Below are 15,762 nucleotides of genomic sequence, written 5' to 3' on the forward strand. Positions count from 1 at the left end.
GCTGCCCGGCGCCCCGGCCGGACCGCGGCGCCCGCCGCCCGGACCGCTACTCCACGCCGATGAGCAGCGGCGCGGACTCCTGCCCGCCGTGGAAGACCACCGCGTCGACCTCCGGCCGCCGGTGCCGGGCGTGCGCCACCAGCCGGTCGGCCAGCTCCTCGTCCGCGCCGTCGCCGAGGATCAGGGTGACGAGTTCGCCGCCCGCGCCCAGCATCCGGTCGAGCACGCTGGCGCCGACCTCGGCCGGGGCGGCGCCGATCACCGCCACGTCCCCGTCGATCAGCCCGAGCACGTCCCCGGCCTGGCAGACCCCGGCCATCGTCCAGGACTCGCCCTCGGCGACGGCGAGCTCGGCGTACCGGGTGGCGCCGGCCGCCGAGGTCATGGCGACCACGTCCTCGTCGAACCGGCGGCCGGCCTCGTGCACGGCGAGGGCGGCCAGCCCCTGGACCGGTGACCGGGTGGGCAGGACGGCGATCCGCACCCCCTCCTCGCGCAGCTGGTCGGCGGCGGCCCCGGCGGCGGCCCGCAGCTCGGGGTCGTTGAGCAGCAGGACGACCTCCCGGGCGCCCGCCCGGCGGACGGCGGCGGCGAGCTCGGCGCTGGCCGGCGGGCGGTCCGGGTCGGCGTGCAGCACGACGGCGCCGGCCTGCTCGCAGAGGTCGGCCAGTCCCGCGCCGGAGACCACCGAGAGCACCACCCGGGTGCGCTCCTCGTGCTCGCCGCGGTCGTCGGCGGTCCCGGCCCGGGCGGCGGCCTCGGCGAAGTGCGTGATCCGGATCTGGTGCGGCCGCCCGGCCCCCAGCCCGGCCTCCACCGCGGCCCCCGCGTCGTCCACGTGGACGTGCACGTTCCAGAGGCCGTCCCCGCCACCGATCACCAGGGAGTCGCCCAGTCCGGCGAGCCGCTCGCGCAGCGCGGGCAGCGCCTCGTCGGGGGCGTCCAGCAGGTAGATCACCTCGAAGGCGGGGTGACCCGGGCCGGGCGGCCGGACGTGCCCCTGGCAGCTCTCGACCGGCCGGACGTCACCGCGCAGCGCGACCGGGCCCATCGGCTGGTGGCCGGCCACCGCGTCGGCGAGCGCCCCGAGGACGGCGACCAGGCCGCGTCCGCCGGCGTCCACCACCCCGGCCTCGGCCAGCACGGAGAGCTGCTCGGGAGTGCGCCGCAGCGCGTCCCGGGCGGCCCGGTACGCGGTGTCGGCGACCTGGCCGAGCCCGTCGCCGGCCCGGGTCGCCTCCCGGGCGGCCACCCGGGCGACGGTCAGCAGGGTGCCCTCGACGGGCTCGGCGACCGCCTGGTAGGCGGCGTCCGCGGCCCCCTGGAGGGCGGCCCGCAGCTGGTCGGCGCCACCACCCTGGGCCAGCTGCTCGGCGGTGCCGCGCAGCCACTGGGCGAGGATCACGCCGGAGTTGCCGCGGGCGCCGACCAGCGCGCCCCGGGCCATCGCCCGGGCGGTCTCGGCGAGCCCGGGGGCCGGGTCGCCCGCCGGGTCGGTGAACCGGCTCTCCACCGCGGCGGCGGCGGACTCCACGGTCAGGTAGAGGTTGGTGCCGGTGTCGCCGTCCGGGACGGGGTAGACGTTGAGTGCGTCGATCTCCTCGCGGGCCTGGCCCAGCGCGCGCAGGGCCAGCTGGCACCAGCTGCGCACGGCCGGGGCGTCGAGCGTGGTCAGCACCAGGTCTCCTCCGGATGGGACGCCGTGATGGCCTGAGGTTGAACGGCGAGGGTTGGTACCGGCAGGTTATCGGGGGCCGGGGGCCGCCGCCGGAAGCGCCGAGCGCGGCGATCACCTGCGCAGACGTGGTAGTTTCGTTGAACGGAAGCAAGCGTTGTATGCTCTTCCGGTTGCCTGGAACAGTCCAGGCTCACCCCATTGATCTGATCTGGTTCACGTGAGTGCTCCGGTGGGTTGGCGGGGTTTCGAACGTAAATGATCTGAAGTCTTGGAGTGACTCCTGTGGCTGCCAACTGCGACGTCTGCGGCAAGGGGCCGGGCTTCGGCAACAGCATCTCCCACTCTCACCGCCGTACCCCCCGTCGTTGGAACCCCAACATTCAGACGGTGCGCGCTGTGATTGGGCGGACGCCGAAGCGGCTCAACGTCTGCACCTCGTGCATCAAGGCCGGTAAGGTCTCGCGCTGACGCGCAGACCGGTAAGCCGGTCCTCCAGTAAGCCGGTCCATCCTCGGATGGGCCGGCTTCCTGTTTCTGGATCCCGGCTCTCCAGTGCCGACCCCTCTCTCCGGGCCTGCCCGGAGCCGCCACGGGCGGGCCCTCGGGCCCGCCCGTGGTCGTTGCGGCCCCGGTGCGCTCAGCGCCAGCGCCAGGCGTGGTCCACCGGGCCGATGCCGGACCCGAGCGCGAAGCCGCCGGCGATCGCGCCGGTGATGTAGGCCTTCGCCGAGGCCACCGCCCCGGGCAGCGGTTCGCCCTTGGCCAGCCCGGCGGCGATGGCGCTGGCCAGTGTGCAGCCGGTGCCGTGGGTGTGCCGGTTGTCGTAGCGGGGCGCCCGGTACCAGTGCTCCTCCCCCGGCCCGCCGTACAGCAGGTCGGCGGCCTCGCCCTCCAGGTGCCCGCCCTTCACCAGGACCCAGCGCGGCCCGAGGTCGAGCAGCGCCTTGGCCGCGTCGAGCATCTGCGCCTCGTCCTCGACGGTGCGCCCGGTGAGCTGCGTCACCTCGTGCAGGTTGGGCGTGGCCAGGGTGGCGACCGGCAGCAGCCGCTCCCGGACGGTGGCGACGGCCTCGGCGGCCAGCAGCGCGTCGCCGTGCTTGGAGACGCCGACCGGGTCGACCACCACCGGGGCGTCCACCCCGGCCAGCAGCTCGGAGACGGTCTCGACCAGCTCGATCGAGGCGAGCATCCCGGTCTTCACGGCCTGGACGCCGATGTCGTCCACCACACTGCGGAACTGGGCCCGGACGGCCTCGGCCGGCAGCTCCCAGTAGCCCTGGACACCGAGCGAGTTCTGCGCGGTGACGGCGGTGATCACGCTCATGCCGTGGACGCCGAGGGCCAGCATCGCCTTGAGGTCGGCCTGGATGCCGGCGCCGCCGCCGGAGTCGGAGCCGGCGACGGTGAGCACCCGCGGGGGTGCGGAGGAGGGGCCGCCCTGGGGGCGGCCGCCGGGAGCGGGGGCGGAAGACGGGAGGGACATGGGCCCCAACCTACCCGCGCCGCCTCAGAGCACGGCTTCGGATTCCGCCCAGCGGTCCTGCGGCACGGTCTTGAGGTGGGTGACCGCCTCGGCGACCGGCACCAGCTCGATGTCGTTGCCGCGCAGCGCGGTGAAGTGCCCGAAGGCGCCCTTGTGGACGGCCTCCACCGCGTGCCAGCCGAACCGGGTGGCGAGCACCCGGTCCCGGGCGGTGGGGGTGCCGCCGCGCTGGGTGTGGCCGAGGATGACCGGCCGGGCCTCCTTACCGAGCAGGTTCTCCAGCTCGTTGGCGAGCCGGTTGCCGATCCCGCCGAAGGTCCGGTGGCCGAACTGGTCGACGACGCCGTGGTCGAAGCGCATCGTGCCGGGCATCGGGGCCGAGCCCTCGGCCACCGCGATGATGGCGAACTTCTTGCCCCGGGAGAAGCGGTCCTCGACCATCCGGGCGACCGCCTCGATGTCGAAGGGCTTCTCCGGGATCAGGATGCCGTGGGCGCCGCCGGCCATTCCGGCGGTGAGGGTGATCCAGCCGGTGTGCCGGCCCATCAACTCCACCACCATCACCCGCTGGTGGGATTCGGCGGTGGTCTTCAGCCGGTCGATCGCGTCGGTCGCGACATGGACCGCGGTGTCGAACCCGAAGGTGACGTCGGTCGCGTCGATGTCGTTGTCGATGGTCTTCGGCACGCCGACCACCGGCAGTCCGGCGTCGCTGAACATCTTGGCGGCGGTCAGCGTGCCCTCGCCGCCGATCGCGATCAGCGCGTCGATGCCGATGTCCCGGGCGAGGGTCTCGGCGTTCTCCACCGCCCAGGCGATCCGGTCGCGCTGCACGCGGGCCGAGCCCAGGATGGTGCCGCCGAGGGTCAGCAGGCCGGTGACGTCGTCGTGCGAGATCGGCCGGGTGCGGCCCTCGATCAGGCCGAGGAAGCCGTCCTCGATGCCGACGATCTCGTCACCGTGCACATCGGTTCCCCGGTGCACCACGGAGCGGATCACCGCGTTGAGCCCGGGGCAGTCTCCGCCGCTGGTCAGGACACCGATGCGCATGGTGGCTGTGCTCTCCCGCTCCGCAGTGGTTCAGACCACCCGCGTCCGAGGAGCAGCAGGTGGATCCGGTTCAGCGCAAGCCTACGCCGTCCCCCGGCGCGGGCCCGCGCGCCGCTCGCCGGGGCGCCCCGCGCGTCCGGGCCGATGCGCGCGCCCGCGCCGGCCCGCGGCCGCCAGCGGCCACCCGCCGACCGACGCCGCGCTCACTCCGCTCATTCCGCGAAGTGGTCCCAGCCGCCGACCCGGTCCCAGGGCTCGCCGTCCACCGTCACCCGGCCACCGCGGGACGGCCGGGCCCGGCCGGTCACCTCGCCCACCACCCGCCAGCGGGCGGGCAGTTGGACCCCGCGCGGGAAGGTCGCCACGATCGCGTGGTCCTCGCCGCCGGAGAGCACCCAGACCAGCGGGTCCACCCCGACGGCCTGCCCGATATCGGCCATCTGCGCCGGGACGTCGAAGTCGGCGGCCCGCAGGTCGATGTCCACCGCGCTGGCCCGGGCGACGTGGCCGAGGTCGGCCACCAGCCCGTCGCTCACGTCGACCATCGCGGTGGCGCCCAACTCGGCGCCGGCCGGGCCCGCGTGGTACGGCGGCTCGGGCCGGCGGTGCGCCTCGACGAAGGCGCGCGGCGAGCGGAACCCGCGCTGCAGCACGGTCAGCCCGGCGGCGGACCAGCCGAGCCAGCCGGTGACGGCGACCACGTCGCCCACCTGAGCCCCGGCGCGCGTCACCGGTGCGCGCCCCTGGAGATCCCCGAGCGCCGTGATGGCGAGGGTGATGACGTCGCCGCGCACCACGTCGCCGCCGACCACCGTGGCACCGGCCACCTGGCACTCGTCGCGCAGCCCGTCCATCAGCTCGGTGGCCCAGGTGGTCGGCAGATCGGCGGGGGTGACCAGGCCGAGCAGGATCGCCGTCGGCACCGCGCCCATCGCGGCCACGTCGGCGAGGTTCTGGGCGGCGGCCTTGCGGCCCACGTCGTAGGCGGTCGACCAGTCCCGGCGGAAGTGCCGGTTCTCGATCAGCACGTCCATGGTGGCGACCACCCGGCCGTCCGGCGTCTTCACCACCGCGGCGTCGTCGCCCGGACCGAGGTCGACCGCGTCGGTGAGCGGTACCCGGGCCGTCAGCTCCCTGATGAGTCCGAACTCGCCGAGCTCGCCCACGGTCCCCTGCATCTGCCGTCCTCTCGCGTTTCCATCCGAATCGGAACTGGTGCCCCCCGCTCCCCCGCGCGCAGCGTACGCCCTCCGGGGGTGCAGAAGTCTCCCCTCCCCGGCCCGCTGCGCGGTAGCGTGGTGATCGGAATGCCGGTGAGTCCGTTCCCCACCCCCGAACGCCCGAGCGGGCGATCACGGCGCCGATCCCCGTTCCCAGCCGCCGGGAGGTCCCCCCGTGGTACAGGCATACATCCTGATCCAGACCGAGGTCGGCAAGGCCACCGCCGTGGCCCGGTCCATCTCCGAGATCCCCGGTGTCCTCCAGGCCGAGGACGTCACCGGACCGTACGACGTGATCGTGCGGGCCGAGGCCGAGACGGTGGACGACCTCGGCCGCCTGGTCGTGGCCAAGGTCCAGCAGGTGGAGGGCATCACCCGCACCCTCACCTGTCCGGTGGTCCACCTGTAGGCCCCGGCTACCATCGGCAGGTGGCCCGAGAACTCCGCGTCCCCCGCTTCCTGACCGCGCTGCCGGCCCCCGTCCGGTGGCTGGCCCTGCCGCTGGCGCTGAGCTGCACCGTCGTGGGGCTGCTCGGCAGCTGGGGCGCGCCCGCGGCGATCGAGGTGCCGGAGCCGACCGGGAGGGCCGCCGGCTACTGCCGGGACCTGGCCGCGGCGCTGCCCCAGGAGGTGCTCGGCCACGCCCGCAAGGACCCGTCGCCCGGCTCCCCGTACGTGGCCGCCTGGGCCAGCTCGCCGCGCACCGTGCTGCGCTGCGGGGTGGACCGGCCGGAGGCGCTGAACGGCGAGCACGCCAAGGACCTCTCCCCCACCATCGACGACGTCACCTGGTGGGCGCAGAAGCTCGACGACGGCGGATACCGGTTCATCACCACGATGCGCCGGGCGTACGTCGAGGTGACCGTCCCCGGCGGGGCCTTCAGTAATCCGCTCGACCCGGTCTCCGCCCTGAACGGCGTGGTGAAGGCCAACATCCCGTAGCGGCCGGAGAGCACGGGAAGGGCGGTCCGGGAGCTCCCGGACCGCCCTTCGCGGGTGTGCGGCGGGTGCCCGGGCGGCTAGCGCAGCCCGGTCGGGCGGCGCAGCGCCGCCTGGAGCAGCCGGTCGATCAGCTCCGGGTACGACAGCCCGCTGGCCTCCCACATCTTCGGGTAGGCCGAGATCGGGGTGAAGCCGGGCATGGTGTTGACCTCGTTGATCATCCAGCTGCCGTCGTCCAGCAGGAAGAAGTCCACCCGGGCCAGGCCCTCGCAGCCGAGCGCCTCGAACGCGGCGACCGCCTGACGGCGGATCTCGGCGAGCTCGGCCGCACCGAGTTCGGCCGGGATGCGCACCTCGGAGGAGTCGATGTACTTGGCCTCGAAGTCGTAGAACTCGTAGTCGCCGCCGACCAGGACCTCGGCCGGGACGCTGGCGCGCGGGCCGTCCTCGAACTCCAGCACCCCGCACTCGATCTCGCGCCCGGACACCCCGGCCTCGATGATCAGCTTGGGGTCGTGCCGGCGGGCCTCCTCGATCGCGGCGTCCAGCCCGGCGAGGTCCTTGACCTTGGTGATGCCGATGCTGGAGCCGGCCCGGCAGGGCTTCACGAACACCGGCAGACCGAGTTCCCCGACCCGCTCGCGGACGGCGGCGCGGCCGGCCTCGCTCTCCCACTCCCGCGGCCGGACGATGGTGTACGAGCCGACGCCCAGGCCGTGCGAGGCCAGCACCCGCTTGGTGAACTCCTTGTCCATGCCCACCGCGCTGGAGAGCACGCCGTTGCCGACGTACGGCACTCCGGACAGCTCCAGCAGGCCCTGGAGGGTGCCGTCCTCGCCCCAGGGGCCGTGCAGCAGCGGGAAGACCACGTCGACCTCGCCGAGCGCCTTCGGCACCGCCCCCGGCTCGCTCCAGACCACCTCGCGGCTGTCCGGGCTGACCGGCAGCACGACCTGGCCGTCGACGGCCTCGGCGACCTGGGCGACGTCCGGCAGCCGGCCGTCGGTGATGGCCATCCGGGCCGGATCGTCGCTGACCAGCGCCCAGCGGCCCTCGTGGGTGATGCCGATGGGCAGCACGTCGTACTTCTCGCGGTCGATCGCCCTGAGCACGCTGCCCGCGGTGGACACCGAGATGGCGTGCTCGGAGCTGCGGCCACCGAAGACGAGCGCTACGCGCGGCTTCGCGGACGGATTCGGGGGGGTCTGTTCGATGCTCATATCGGGTGTGAGACTACCGTGCGAGCCGTTTCCGGGACGTCAACCGCCCCGGTCGCCCGGCGTCGCGCGGTCAGTGCCGCTCGGCCTTGGCCGAGCGCGACATCAGCGCCCGCAGCGCCTCCTGGGTGGGGCGCCCGTTGTGCACCACGTCCACCACGGCCTCGACGATCGGCATGTCGACGCCGCTGCGCCGGGCCAGGTCGAGCACGGACTCGCAGGACTTGACGCCCTCCGCGGTCTGCCGGGTGGCCGCGATGGTCTCGGCCAGCGACATCCCGCGGCCGAGGTTGGTGCCGAAGGTGTGGTTGCGGGAGAGCGGCGAGGAGCAGGTCGCCACCAGGTCGCCCATCCCGGCGAGCCCGGCGAAGGTGTACGCGTCGGCGCCGAGCGCCAGCCCCAGCCGGGTCGTCTCGGCCAGGCCCCGGGTGATCAGCGTGGCCTTGGTGTTGTCGCCGAGGCCCATGCCGTCCGCCATGCCGACCGCCAGGCCGATCACGTTCTTCACCGCGCCGCCCAGCTCGCAGCCGATCACGTCGGTGTTGGTGTAGGGGCGGAAGTACGGCGTGTGGCAGGCCGCCTGGAGCCGCTTGGCGACCGCCTCGTCGGTGCAGGCCACCACGCTCGCGGCGGGCTGCCGGTTGGCGATCTCCCGGGCCAGGTTGGGGCCGCTGACGACGGCCACCCGCTCCGCCCCGACCTTCGCGACCTCGGCGATGACCTCGCTCATCCGCTTGGCGGTGCCGAGTTCGATGCCCTTCATCAGGCTCACCAGCACGGTCTGCGGCTCGATCAGCGGGGCCCAGGCGGCGAGGTTCTCGCGCAGCGTCTGGGAGGGCACCGCGAGCACCGCGAAGTCGGCGCCGGCCAGGGCCCGCGCCGGGTCCACGGTGGCCCGGACCGACCCGGGCAGCGGGACGCCGGGCAGGTAGTCGGGGTTGACGTGGGTGGTGTGGATCGCGTCCACCAGCTCCGGCCGGCGCCCCCAGAGGGTGACCTCGCAGCCCGCGTCGGCCAGCACCATCGCGAACGCGGTCCCCCAGGAACCCGTTCCGAACACGGCACATCGGGTCACTTGCCGGCCTCCTCGGTGCTGTTCTTGCGCGTGCCGGCGGCCCGCTGCCGCTCGGCGGCGGCCGCCTCCGCCCGGTGCCGGGCCGCCGTGCGCATGTCGTAGCGCTCGGCCGGCGGCTCCTCGCCGCGGATGTCGGCCAGCACGGCGGTGATCGCCCGCATGATGTCCTCGGTCGCGTCCCGGAGCACCTGGGCGGTCAGCTCCTGGCCCTGGTACTTGCTCAGGTCCACGGCCGGCCCGGCCGCCACCGTCACCCGGTGCCGCGGGAACAGGTTGAACCGGCCCTTCCCCGAGCCGCCCCGGCCGTACGGCGGGATGATCTCGTGCGCACCCCAGTGCGCCACCGGGATCACCGGCGCACCGGTCATCAGCGCGACCCGGGCCACCCCGCTCTTGCCGGTCATCGGCCACAGGTCCGGGTCCCGGGTGAGCGTGCCCTCCGGGTAGAACTGGACGCACTGGCCACCGTTCACCGCGTCGATAGCCGCCCGGAACGCGTGCGCGGCGTCGGTCGACTCGCGGAACACCGGGATCTGGCCGGTCTTGCGCAGCATGAAGCCGATGAACGGGACCGAGAACAGCGAGGACTTGCCGAGGATCCGCGGCGGCCGCCCGCTGTTGTACTGCCAGTGCGCGTAGACCACCGGGTCGATGATCGAGTTGTGGTTGACGGCGGCGATGAAGCCGCCCTCCTTCGGCAGGTGCTCCCAGCCCCGCCAGTCCGGCTTCACCAGCGCGGTCGTCACCGGCTTCACCAGCACGGCCGCGAAGCGGTACCAGATGCCGTAATCGGCGTTGCCGAAGCCGGCATACGAGCGGCGGGCCACCCCAGGTCCTCCTCATCCGGTGCGGCACGCGGGGTGCCGCAGTCTCTCGCCTCCCGCGACCCCCGTCGGACGGGGGTCAGGGCGCGGAACAGTCTCGCCCGGCCGCGGAGCGGCTGTCGAGCAACCCCGCCAACCTGTCGGGCGGGCGTGACCAAACGCACGTCCGCACAGTTCGGACGGCCTGGCGAGGGTTCCGGGACCGGCGTCACAATGACGCCGATGACCCAGGACACCGTACGCCCCAGCGGGCCCGTCGCGCCCCCCGCACCCACCGCAGGCTGGTCGCTGGTGCTGCCGCTCAAGCGGCTCGCCCTGGCGAAGACCCGGCTGGCACCCTTCGCCGGGCCGCACCGCGCGGACCTGGCGCTCTCCTTCGCCCTGGACACCGTGACCGCCGCGCTGGCCACCCCGGGCGTGTCCCGCGTCCTGGTGGTCACCCGGGACGGCGCCGCCGGCGAGCGGCTGGCCGCGCTGGGCGCGGTCGTCGTCGGCGACGAACCGGGCGGCGGCCTCAACGACGCGCTGGCGCACGGCGCGGCGGCCGCGCTGGCGCTCGCCCCGCACGCCCCGCTGGCCGCGCTCTCCGCCGACCTGCCGGCCCTGCGCCCGGCCGAACTGGCCCGGGTGCTGGCCGCGGCCCGGCCGGCCGGGCGGTCCTTCCTGGCCGACGCCCCCGGGTTGGGCACCACGCTGCTGGCCCGCTCCCCCGGCGGTCCGCTCGCACCCGCCTTCGGCGACGGCTCCCGGGCCCGGCACGCGGCCGGCGGCGCCCGCGAACTGCGGCTGGACGACGTGGAGTCGGTGCGCCGGGACGTGGACACCGGCGCCGACCTCGGCGCGGCGCTCGCACTCGGCGTCGGCCCGCACACCGGCGCCCTGTCGGCCCGGCTCGCGCAGGCGCTCGGACTCCCCGCCGCGAACCGCTCCGGACGGGCGCGGGAGCACCTCTGACCCCCGCTCCGGACGGGCGCGGGAGCAACTCCCCATCCACGCCGGGCCGCCTCCACGAGCTGCCCCCGAGGCCTGTCGGTGCTGCTCGCTATGCTGCTTGCATGCAGGCCACCGCGTTCACCTTCGACCCCGCCACCCGGGCCGGCTCCGTGCTGCTCGACGACGGGACCCCGGTGCCGTTCGACGCCGCCGCCTTCGACGCCGGCGGCCTGCGGCTGCTGCGCCCCGGCCAGCGGGTGCGGATCCGCACCGAGGGCGCGGGCGACGCCCGCCGGGTGGTCTTCCTGACGCTGCAGACCTTCCCGGACCCCGCCGAGGCCTGACCGGGCCCGCGCCGCTCCACAGCCGCGCGCCGGGGTCGAGACCGACCCCGGAAAACCGAAGAGCCGTGGCGGCCCGACCACCCGGAATTCCGGGAGGGGGTGCGCCACGGCCCTGGAGAGCCGTCCGAGGACTACTTCGCGCTGGTCTTGCGCGCGGTGGTCTTGCGGGTGGCGGTCTTCTTCGCGGGAGCCGTCTTCTTGGCCGTGGCGGTCGCCTTCTTGGCGGTGGCCGTGGTCTTCTTGGCGGCGGCCGTGGTCGCCGTCTTCTTGGCGGCGGCAGCGGTCTTCTTGGTCGCGGCGGCCGTGGTCTTCTTGGCGGCGGCGGCCGTGGTCTTCTTGGTCGCGGTCGCCTTCTTGGCGGGGGTGGCCGTGGTCTTCTTGGCGGCGGCCGTGGTCGCCGTCTTCTTGGCAGCGGCCTTCTTGGTGGCGGCCGGGGCCGCGGCGGCGGCCGAGGCGGCGCGCTTGGTGGCGGCGCGCTTGGCGGCCGGGGTCGCGGCGACACCGCTCTTGCCCGGGGTGAGGGAGCCCTTGGGGGCCTTCTTCACCGAGGGGCCTTCCTTCGGCAGCTTCTTGCTGCCGCTGACCAGGTCCTTGAAGCCCTGGCCGGGACGGAAGCGGGGCACCGAGGTCTTCTTGACCTTGACCTTCTCGCCGGTCTGCGGGTTGCGGGCGAAGCGCGCGGAGCGCTCCACCTTCTCAAAGGTGCCAAAACCGGTGACCGACACCCGGTCACCGGCCACGACGGCGCGGACCATGGTGTCGAGCACTGCGTCGACGGCCTCTGCGGCAGCCTTGCGACCGCCCAGCTGCTCGGCCACCGCTTCGACAAGCTGAGCCTTGTTCACGTCTTCCCCTTCGGAAACGGGCGCCGGATGATTCCATCCGTTCATTTCGCACGTTAGGTATGTATCTGCGGACTTTCAATTACCAAACGCGCGAATCACCCTAGTGTCGCAATGGATTTGCGCGTCGGCGACCTCAGGCGACGGGCGGGCGCCCCTCGTCGAGGTCATGCACAAAGCGACTCAACCGCCTTGCCGCCTCCGGAAGATCGCGCTTGGCGGCCTCGGTGACGATCAGGAGTTGACGGGTGAGAGCGGTCTTTGCATCGGCAGACACGTTCAGCGCATGCACGCGGGCGTGAGCTTGCTTCAACCGCTCGGCCACAAGCGCGTAGAGCGCTGCGACTTCCGGGTCGTCCGGCCCCTCAGCAGGTGAGGTGGCGGCGTCCGGCCGATCGTCAATTCGGCGTTCGGATCCCCGGCCCGTGGACTCCGGTGACGTGGGTTCGCCGCCCGCGTACGGAGGTTCATGGTGCCGGTGCATGTACTGATTGTGCCATCTACCCGCAGTTGTGCTTGCGCGGGGCCTCTGCGGCAATGCCAAATCGGCAATCGGGGGCCGGCGCCGGGGGGTAACTCCGGGCCCGGAACGGCGGATGGTCCGCCCCCCCGAGGGGAGGCGGACCATCCGGTGGAACGTCAGAATGCTTGTTCTCCCGAGCCGCTCAGGCGACCGGCAGAGTACGCGGCTTGAAGGCGGGCCGGGTCTGTTCGAAGGTCGCGATGTCGGGCTCGTTCTGCAGGGTGATGCTGATGTCGTCCAGCCCGTTCAGCAGCCGCCAACGGACATTGTCGTCCAGCTCGAACGGGGCCGTGACGCCCTCGGCGCGCACCTCGCGGGCCTCCAGGTCGACGGTGATCCCGGCCGTCGGATCGGCCTCCACCAGCGCCCAGAGCCGCTCCACCGTCTCCTGCGGCAGCACGACCGTGAGCAGGCCGTTCTTCAGCGAGTTACCGCGGAAGATGTCGGCGAAGCGGGACGAGACGACCGCGTGGAACCCGTAGTTCTGCAATGCCCAGACGGCGTGCTCCCGGGAGGAGCCGGTGCCGAATTCGGGGCCGGCCAGCAGGACGGTCGCGCCCTGGTACTCGGGCCGGTTCAGGACGAACGACTCGTCCTTGCGCCAGGCCTCGAACAGGCCGTCCTCGAAACCGGAACGAGTGACCTTCTTGAGCCAATGGGCCGGGATGATCTGGTCGGTGTCGACGTTGCTGCGGCGCAGCGGCACGGCGCGACCGGTGTGGGTGGTGAACTTCTCCATGCTGCTCAGGCCTCCACAGCGACGTCGGACGGGAGATCGGCGGGTGCGGCCAGTCGGCCGAGCACCGCGGTCGCGGCGGCGACCTGCGGCGACACCAGGTGGGTGCGGCCGCCCTTGCCCTGACGGCCCTCGAAGTTGCGGTTCGAGGTGGACGCGCAGCGCTCGCCGGGGGCCAGCTGGTCGGGGTTCATGCCCAGGCACATCGAGCAGCCCGCGTGGCGCCACTCGGCGCCGGCGGCGGTGAACACCTTGTCCAGGCCCTCCTCGACGGCCTGCAGGGCGACCCGCACCGAGCCGGGGACGACCAGCATCCGCACGCCCTCGGCGATGGTCCGGCCGTCCAGGATGGCCGCGGCGGCCCGCAGGTCCTCGATCCGGCCGTTGGTGCAGGAGCCGACGAAGACGGCGTCCACCGCGACCTCGCGCAGCGGGGTGCCGGCCTCCAGGCCCATGTACTTCAGGGCGTTCTCGGCGGCGATCCGCTCCTGCGGGTCGGCGAAGGAGGCCGGGTCCGGCACCTGGGCGCCGAGCGGCGCGCCCTGGCCCGGGTTGGTGCCCCAGGTGACGAACGGGGTCAGCTGGGTCGCGTCGATGAAGATCTCGTGGTCGAAGACCGCGTCCTCGTCGGTACCCAGGGTCTTCCAGTACTCGACCGCGGCGTCCCAGTCCTCGCCCTTCGGCGCGTGCGGACGGCCCTCCAGGTAGTCGAAGGTGGTCTGGTCGGGGGCGATCATCCCGGCCCGGGCGCCCGCCTCGATGGACATGTTGCAGATGGTCATCCGGGCCTCCATGGAGAGGCTGCGGATGGCCGAGCCGCGGTACTCCAGGACGTAGCCCTGGCCGCCGCCGGTGCCGATCCGGGTGATGATCGCCAGGATCAGGTCCTTGGCCGTGACGCCCTCGGGCAGCTCGCCCTCGACGGTGATCGCCATCGTCCTGAACGGCGCCAGCGGGAGGGTCTGGGTGGCCAGGACGTGCTCGACCTGGCTGGTGCCGATGCCGAACGCCAGGGCGCCGAAGGCGCCGTGGGTGGAGGTGTGGGAGTCGCCGCAGACCACGGTGGTGCCCGGCTGGGTCAGCCCGAGCTGCGGGCCGACCACGTGCACGACGCCCTGCTCGACGTCGCCCAGCGAGTGGATCCGGACGCCGAACTCGGCGGCGTTGCGGCGCAGGGTCTCCAGCTGGATCCGCGAGACCGGGTCGGCGATCGGCTTGTCGATGTCCAGGGTCGGGGTGTTGTGGTCCTCGGTCGCGATCGTGAGATCGGTCCGGCGGACCGTGCGCCCGGCCAGCCGGAGGCCGTCGAAGGCCTGCGGGCTGGTGACCTCGTGGAGCAGGTGCAGGTCGATGAAGAGCAGGTCGGGCTCGCCCTCCGCGCGCCGGACGACGTGGTCGTCCCAGACCTTCTCTGCGAGTGTCCGTCCCATCGGATTCCCTCCAGCCGGCCGCGTTGCCGGCCTTCTCGTGTTCATCGGGGTCACTGCCTGCGCCGCCCTGTGAGGCGCGCCGCGTGACCTGCACGCCGGATCGGTGTCCACCATGCGGACACTCTGTTGAGGCCGCATTCTGGATGTCTCCCGGGCTGCTGCATCCAGAGTGGCGCTTTTCTCGCCGGATTGAACTTGCGTCTCGCGGAATGAGACTGCAGTCTTAGGGCATGGACAACTCTAGCGGCGTCGGCGTTCTCGACAAGGCCGCTCTGGTGCTGAGCGCACTGGAGTCGGGCCCCGCCACGTTGGCGGGGCTGGTCGCCGCCACCGGTCTGGCGCGGCCCACGGCCCACCGGCTCGCCGTCGCACTCGAACATCACCGACTGGTCACCAGGGACATGCAGGGCCGGTTCATCCTCGGCCCCCGTCTCTCCGAACTCTCCGCCGCGGCGGGCGAGGACCGGCTGCTCGCCACCGCGGGCCCGGTCCTGACCCATCTGCGCGACGTCACCGGCGAGAGCGCACAGCTCTACCGCCGGCAGGGCGAGATGCGGATCTGCGTCGCCGCCGCCGAGCGGCTCTCCGGTCTGCGGGACACCGTCCCGGTCGGCAGCACCCTGCCGATGAAGGCCGGCTCGGCCGCCCAGGTCCTGCTCGCCTGGGAGGAGCCCGAGCGGCTCCACCGGGGCCTCCAGGGCGCCCGGTTCACCGCGACCGCGCTGAGCGGCGTCCGGCGCCGCGGCTGGGCGCAGTCGATCGGCGAGCGCGAGCCGGGTGTGGCGTCCGTCTCGGCCCCCGTGCGCGGCCCCTCCAACCGGGTCGTGGCCGCCGTCTCCGTCTCCGGTCCGATCGAGCGCCTGACCCGCCACCCGGGCCGGCTGCACGCCCAGGCCATCATCGAGGCCGCCAACCGGCTCACCGAGGCCCTGCGCCGCGGCTGACCGCCCCTGCCCGCCGACGTCGAAAAGGGCCCGCGCACCGAGGTGCGCGGGCCCTTTTCCGAATCACCCGGGAAATGCGGGCGGAAAACACAAAAGGCCCTGGCGGACCAGGGCCTTGCTAATTTCTGGCTGGGGTACCAGGACTCGAACCTAGACTAAGTGAACCAGAATCACTCGTGCTGCCAATTACACCATACCCCAACAAAGCAATCAGCCGATGGGCAAGCCCACCGGCTTAATGCTCTGGTACCCCCGACCGGATTCGAACCGGCGCTACTGCCGTGAGAGGGCAGCGTGCTAGGCCGCTACACAACGGGGGCATCCTGGCGATCCCTTGCGGGATCAGTACCCCCGACCGGATTCGAACCGGCGCTACTGCCGTGAGAGGGCAGCGTGCTAGGCCGCTACACAACGGGGGCTTTCCAGGCGATCCCTTGCGGGATCAGTACCCCCGACCGGATTCGAACCGGCGCTACTGCCGTGAGAGGGCAGCGTGCTAGGCCGCTACACAACGGGGGCTT

At 73.2% G+C, this 15,762-nt stretch carries 17 protein-coding genes and 4 tRNA genes; 6 read left to right on the forward strand and 15 right to left on the reverse strand.

The genetic code is table 11. The annotated features are described in order from the left end of the window. Window positions 1–46: 46 nt before the first annotated feature. The gene (locus tag ABZ497_RS22805; protein ID WP_359807875.1) at window positions 47–1,678 is read right to left on the reverse strand and encodes a DAK2 domain-containing protein; all 1,632 of its coding nucleotides are present in this window, start codon (window positions 1,676–1,678) and stop codon (window positions 47–49) included. Between the two features lie 282 nt (window positions 1,679–1,960). Between ABZ497_RS22805 and rpmB the strand changes: the two genes are divergently transcribed. Next, window positions 1,961–2,146: a 50S ribosomal protein L28 gene (gene rpmB / locus ABZ497_RS22810; protein ID WP_014138233.1), complete on the forward strand. Its 186-nt coding sequence runs from the start codon at window positions 1,961–1,963 to the stop codon at window positions 2,144–2,146. Between the two features lie 169 nt (window positions 2,147–2,315). Here the strand turns inward: rpmB and thiD are convergent, their stop codons facing one another. From thiD to ABZ497_RS22825, 3 genes are all read right to left on the reverse strand, one after another. After that, the gene (thiD, locus tag ABZ497_RS22815; RefSeq protein ID WP_359807877.1) at window positions 2,316–3,161 is read right to left on the reverse strand and encodes a bifunctional hydroxymethylpyrimidine kinase/phosphomethylpyrimidine kinase; all 846 of its coding nucleotides are present in this window, start codon (window positions 3,159–3,161) and stop codon (window positions 2,316–2,318) included. Window positions 3,162–3,185: 24 nt separating this feature from the next. After that, entirely contained in the window at window positions 3,186–4,211 is a 1,026-nt protein-coding gene (locus ABZ497_RS22820) for a 6-phosphofructokinase (protein ID WP_329489742.1), read from the reverse strand. A 212-nt stretch (window positions 4,212–4,423) separates the two neighbouring features. After that, window positions 4,424–5,389, reverse strand: a complete 966-nt coding sequence (locus tag ABZ497_RS22825) for a thiamine-phosphate kinase (protein WP_329489741.1) — start codon at window positions 5,387–5,389, stop codon at window positions 4,424–4,426. Window positions 5,390–5,606: 217 nt separating this feature from the next. Here ABZ497_RS22825 and ABZ497_RS22830 point away from each other — a divergent pair, with 217 nt between their 5' ends. Together ABZ497_RS22830 and ABZ497_RS22835 are read left to right on the forward strand one after the other, a co-directional pair. Continuing rightward, window positions 5,607–5,840, forward strand: coding sequence for an Lrp/AsnC ligand binding domain-containing protein (locus tag ABZ497_RS22830; protein WP_329489740.1), 234 nt, complete (start codon window positions 5,607–5,609; stop codon window positions 5,838–5,840). 20 nt (window positions 5,841–5,860) lie between these two features. Then, on the forward strand, window positions 5,861–6,373 hold the full coding sequence (locus ABZ497_RS22835) for a DUF3515 domain-containing protein (protein WP_359807879.1): 513 nt from the start codon (window positions 5,861–5,863) through the stop codon (window positions 6,371–6,373). Between the two features lie 77 nt (window positions 6,374–6,450). On the opposite strand, the gene ABZ497_RS22840 is transcribed toward ABZ497_RS22835, so the two are convergent. From ABZ497_RS22840 to ABZ497_RS22850, 3 genes are all read right to left on the reverse strand, one after another. Next, on the reverse strand, window positions 6,451–7,593 hold the full coding sequence (locus ABZ497_RS22840) for a D-alanine--D-alanine ligase family protein (protein ID WP_329489738.1): 1,143 nt from the start codon (window positions 7,591–7,593) through the stop codon (window positions 6,451–6,453). A gap of 70 nt (window positions 7,594–7,663) precedes the next feature. Beyond that, the gene (locus ABZ497_RS22845; protein WP_329489737.1) at window positions 7,664–8,665 is read right to left on the reverse strand and encodes an NAD(P)H-dependent glycerol-3-phosphate dehydrogenase; all 1,002 of its coding nucleotides are present in this window, start codon (window positions 8,663–8,665) and stop codon (window positions 7,664–7,666) included. Further along, window positions 8,662–9,492: a lysophospholipid acyltransferase family protein gene (locus ABZ497_RS22850; RefSeq protein ID WP_352291617.1), complete on the reverse strand. Its 831-nt coding sequence runs from the start codon at window positions 9,490–9,492 to the stop codon at window positions 8,662–8,664. Before ABZ497_RS22850 ends, ABZ497_RS22845 begins: the two co-directional genes overlap by 4 nt. A gap of 219 nt (window positions 9,493–9,711) precedes the next feature. Here ABZ497_RS22850 and cofC point away from each other — a divergent pair, with 219 nt between their 5' ends. Both cofC and ABZ497_RS22860 read left to right on the forward strand, forming a co-directional pair. Beyond that, window positions 9,712–10,443: a 2-phospho-L-lactate guanylyltransferase gene (gene cofC, locus ABZ497_RS22855; RefSeq protein WP_359807882.1), complete on the forward strand. Its 732-nt coding sequence runs from the start codon at window positions 9,712–9,714 to the stop codon at window positions 10,441–10,443. Window positions 10,444–10,544: 101 nt separating this feature from the next. Further along, window positions 10,545–10,766, forward strand: coding sequence for a hypothetical protein (locus ABZ497_RS22860; protein WP_329489734.1), 222 nt, complete (start codon window positions 10,545–10,547; stop codon window positions 10,764–10,766). 131 nt (window positions 10,767–10,897) lie between these two features. On the opposite strand, the gene ABZ497_RS22865 is transcribed toward ABZ497_RS22860, so the two are convergent. The 4 genes from ABZ497_RS22865 to leuC all read right to left on the reverse strand — a co-directional run bounded on the left by ABZ497_RS22865 (window position 10,898) and on the right by leuC (window position 14,297). Further along, complete coding sequence (locus ABZ497_RS22865) at window positions 10,898–11,611, reverse strand: HU family DNA-binding protein (protein ID WP_359807884.1); 714 nt, start codon at window positions 11,609–11,611, stop codon at window positions 10,898–10,900. A 133-nt stretch (window positions 11,612–11,744) separates the two neighbouring features. Continuing rightward, window positions 11,745–11,933, reverse strand: coding sequence for a hypothetical protein (locus ABZ497_RS22870; protein WP_329492256.1), 189 nt, complete (start codon window positions 11,931–11,933; stop codon window positions 11,745–11,747). Between the two features lie 340 nt (window positions 11,934–12,273). Beyond that, entirely contained in the window at window positions 12,274–12,870 is a 597-nt protein-coding gene (gene leuD, locus ABZ497_RS22875) for a 3-isopropylmalate dehydratase small subunit (RefSeq protein WP_359807886.1), read from the reverse strand. 5 nt (window positions 12,871–12,875) lie between these two features. Further along, on the reverse strand, window positions 12,876–14,297 hold the full coding sequence (gene leuC, locus ABZ497_RS22880; RefSeq protein ID WP_329489731.1) for a 3-isopropylmalate dehydratase large subunit: 1,422 nt from the start codon (window positions 14,295–14,297) through the stop codon (window positions 12,876–12,878). A gap of 230 nt (window positions 14,298–14,527) precedes the next feature. Between leuC and ndgR the strand changes: the two genes are divergently transcribed. After that, a complete protein-coding gene (ndgR, locus tag ABZ497_RS22885; protein ID WP_148642806.1) occupies window positions 14,528–15,241 on the forward strand; it encodes an IclR family transcriptional regulator NdgR in 714 nt (237 codons plus the stop codon). A gap of 126 nt (window positions 15,242–15,367) precedes the next feature. Here the strand turns inward: ndgR and ABZ497_RS22890 are convergent. From ABZ497_RS22890 to ABZ497_RS22905, 4 genes are all read right to left on the reverse strand, one after another. Continuing rightward, window positions 15,368–15,442: transfer RNA gene (locus ABZ497_RS22890), tRNA-Gln, on the reverse strand. Between the two features lie 43 nt (window positions 15,443–15,485). Beyond that, window positions 15,486–15,561: transfer RNA gene (locus ABZ497_RS22895), tRNA-Glu, on the reverse strand. Window positions 15,562–15,587: 26 nt separating this feature from the next. Further along, window positions 15,588–15,660: transfer RNA gene (locus ABZ497_RS22900), tRNA-Glu, on the reverse strand. Between the two features lie 27 nt (window positions 15,661–15,687). Next, window positions 15,688–15,760 (reverse strand) — tRNA-Glu (locus ABZ497_RS22905). Window positions 15,761–15,762: the final 2 nt, after the last annotated feature.

The organism is Kitasatospora sp. NPDC005751 (assembly GCF_040630835.1).
In the GTDB taxonomy this organism is placed as follows: domain Bacteria; phylum Actinomycetota; class Actinomycetes; order Streptomycetales; family Streptomycetaceae; genus Kitasatospora.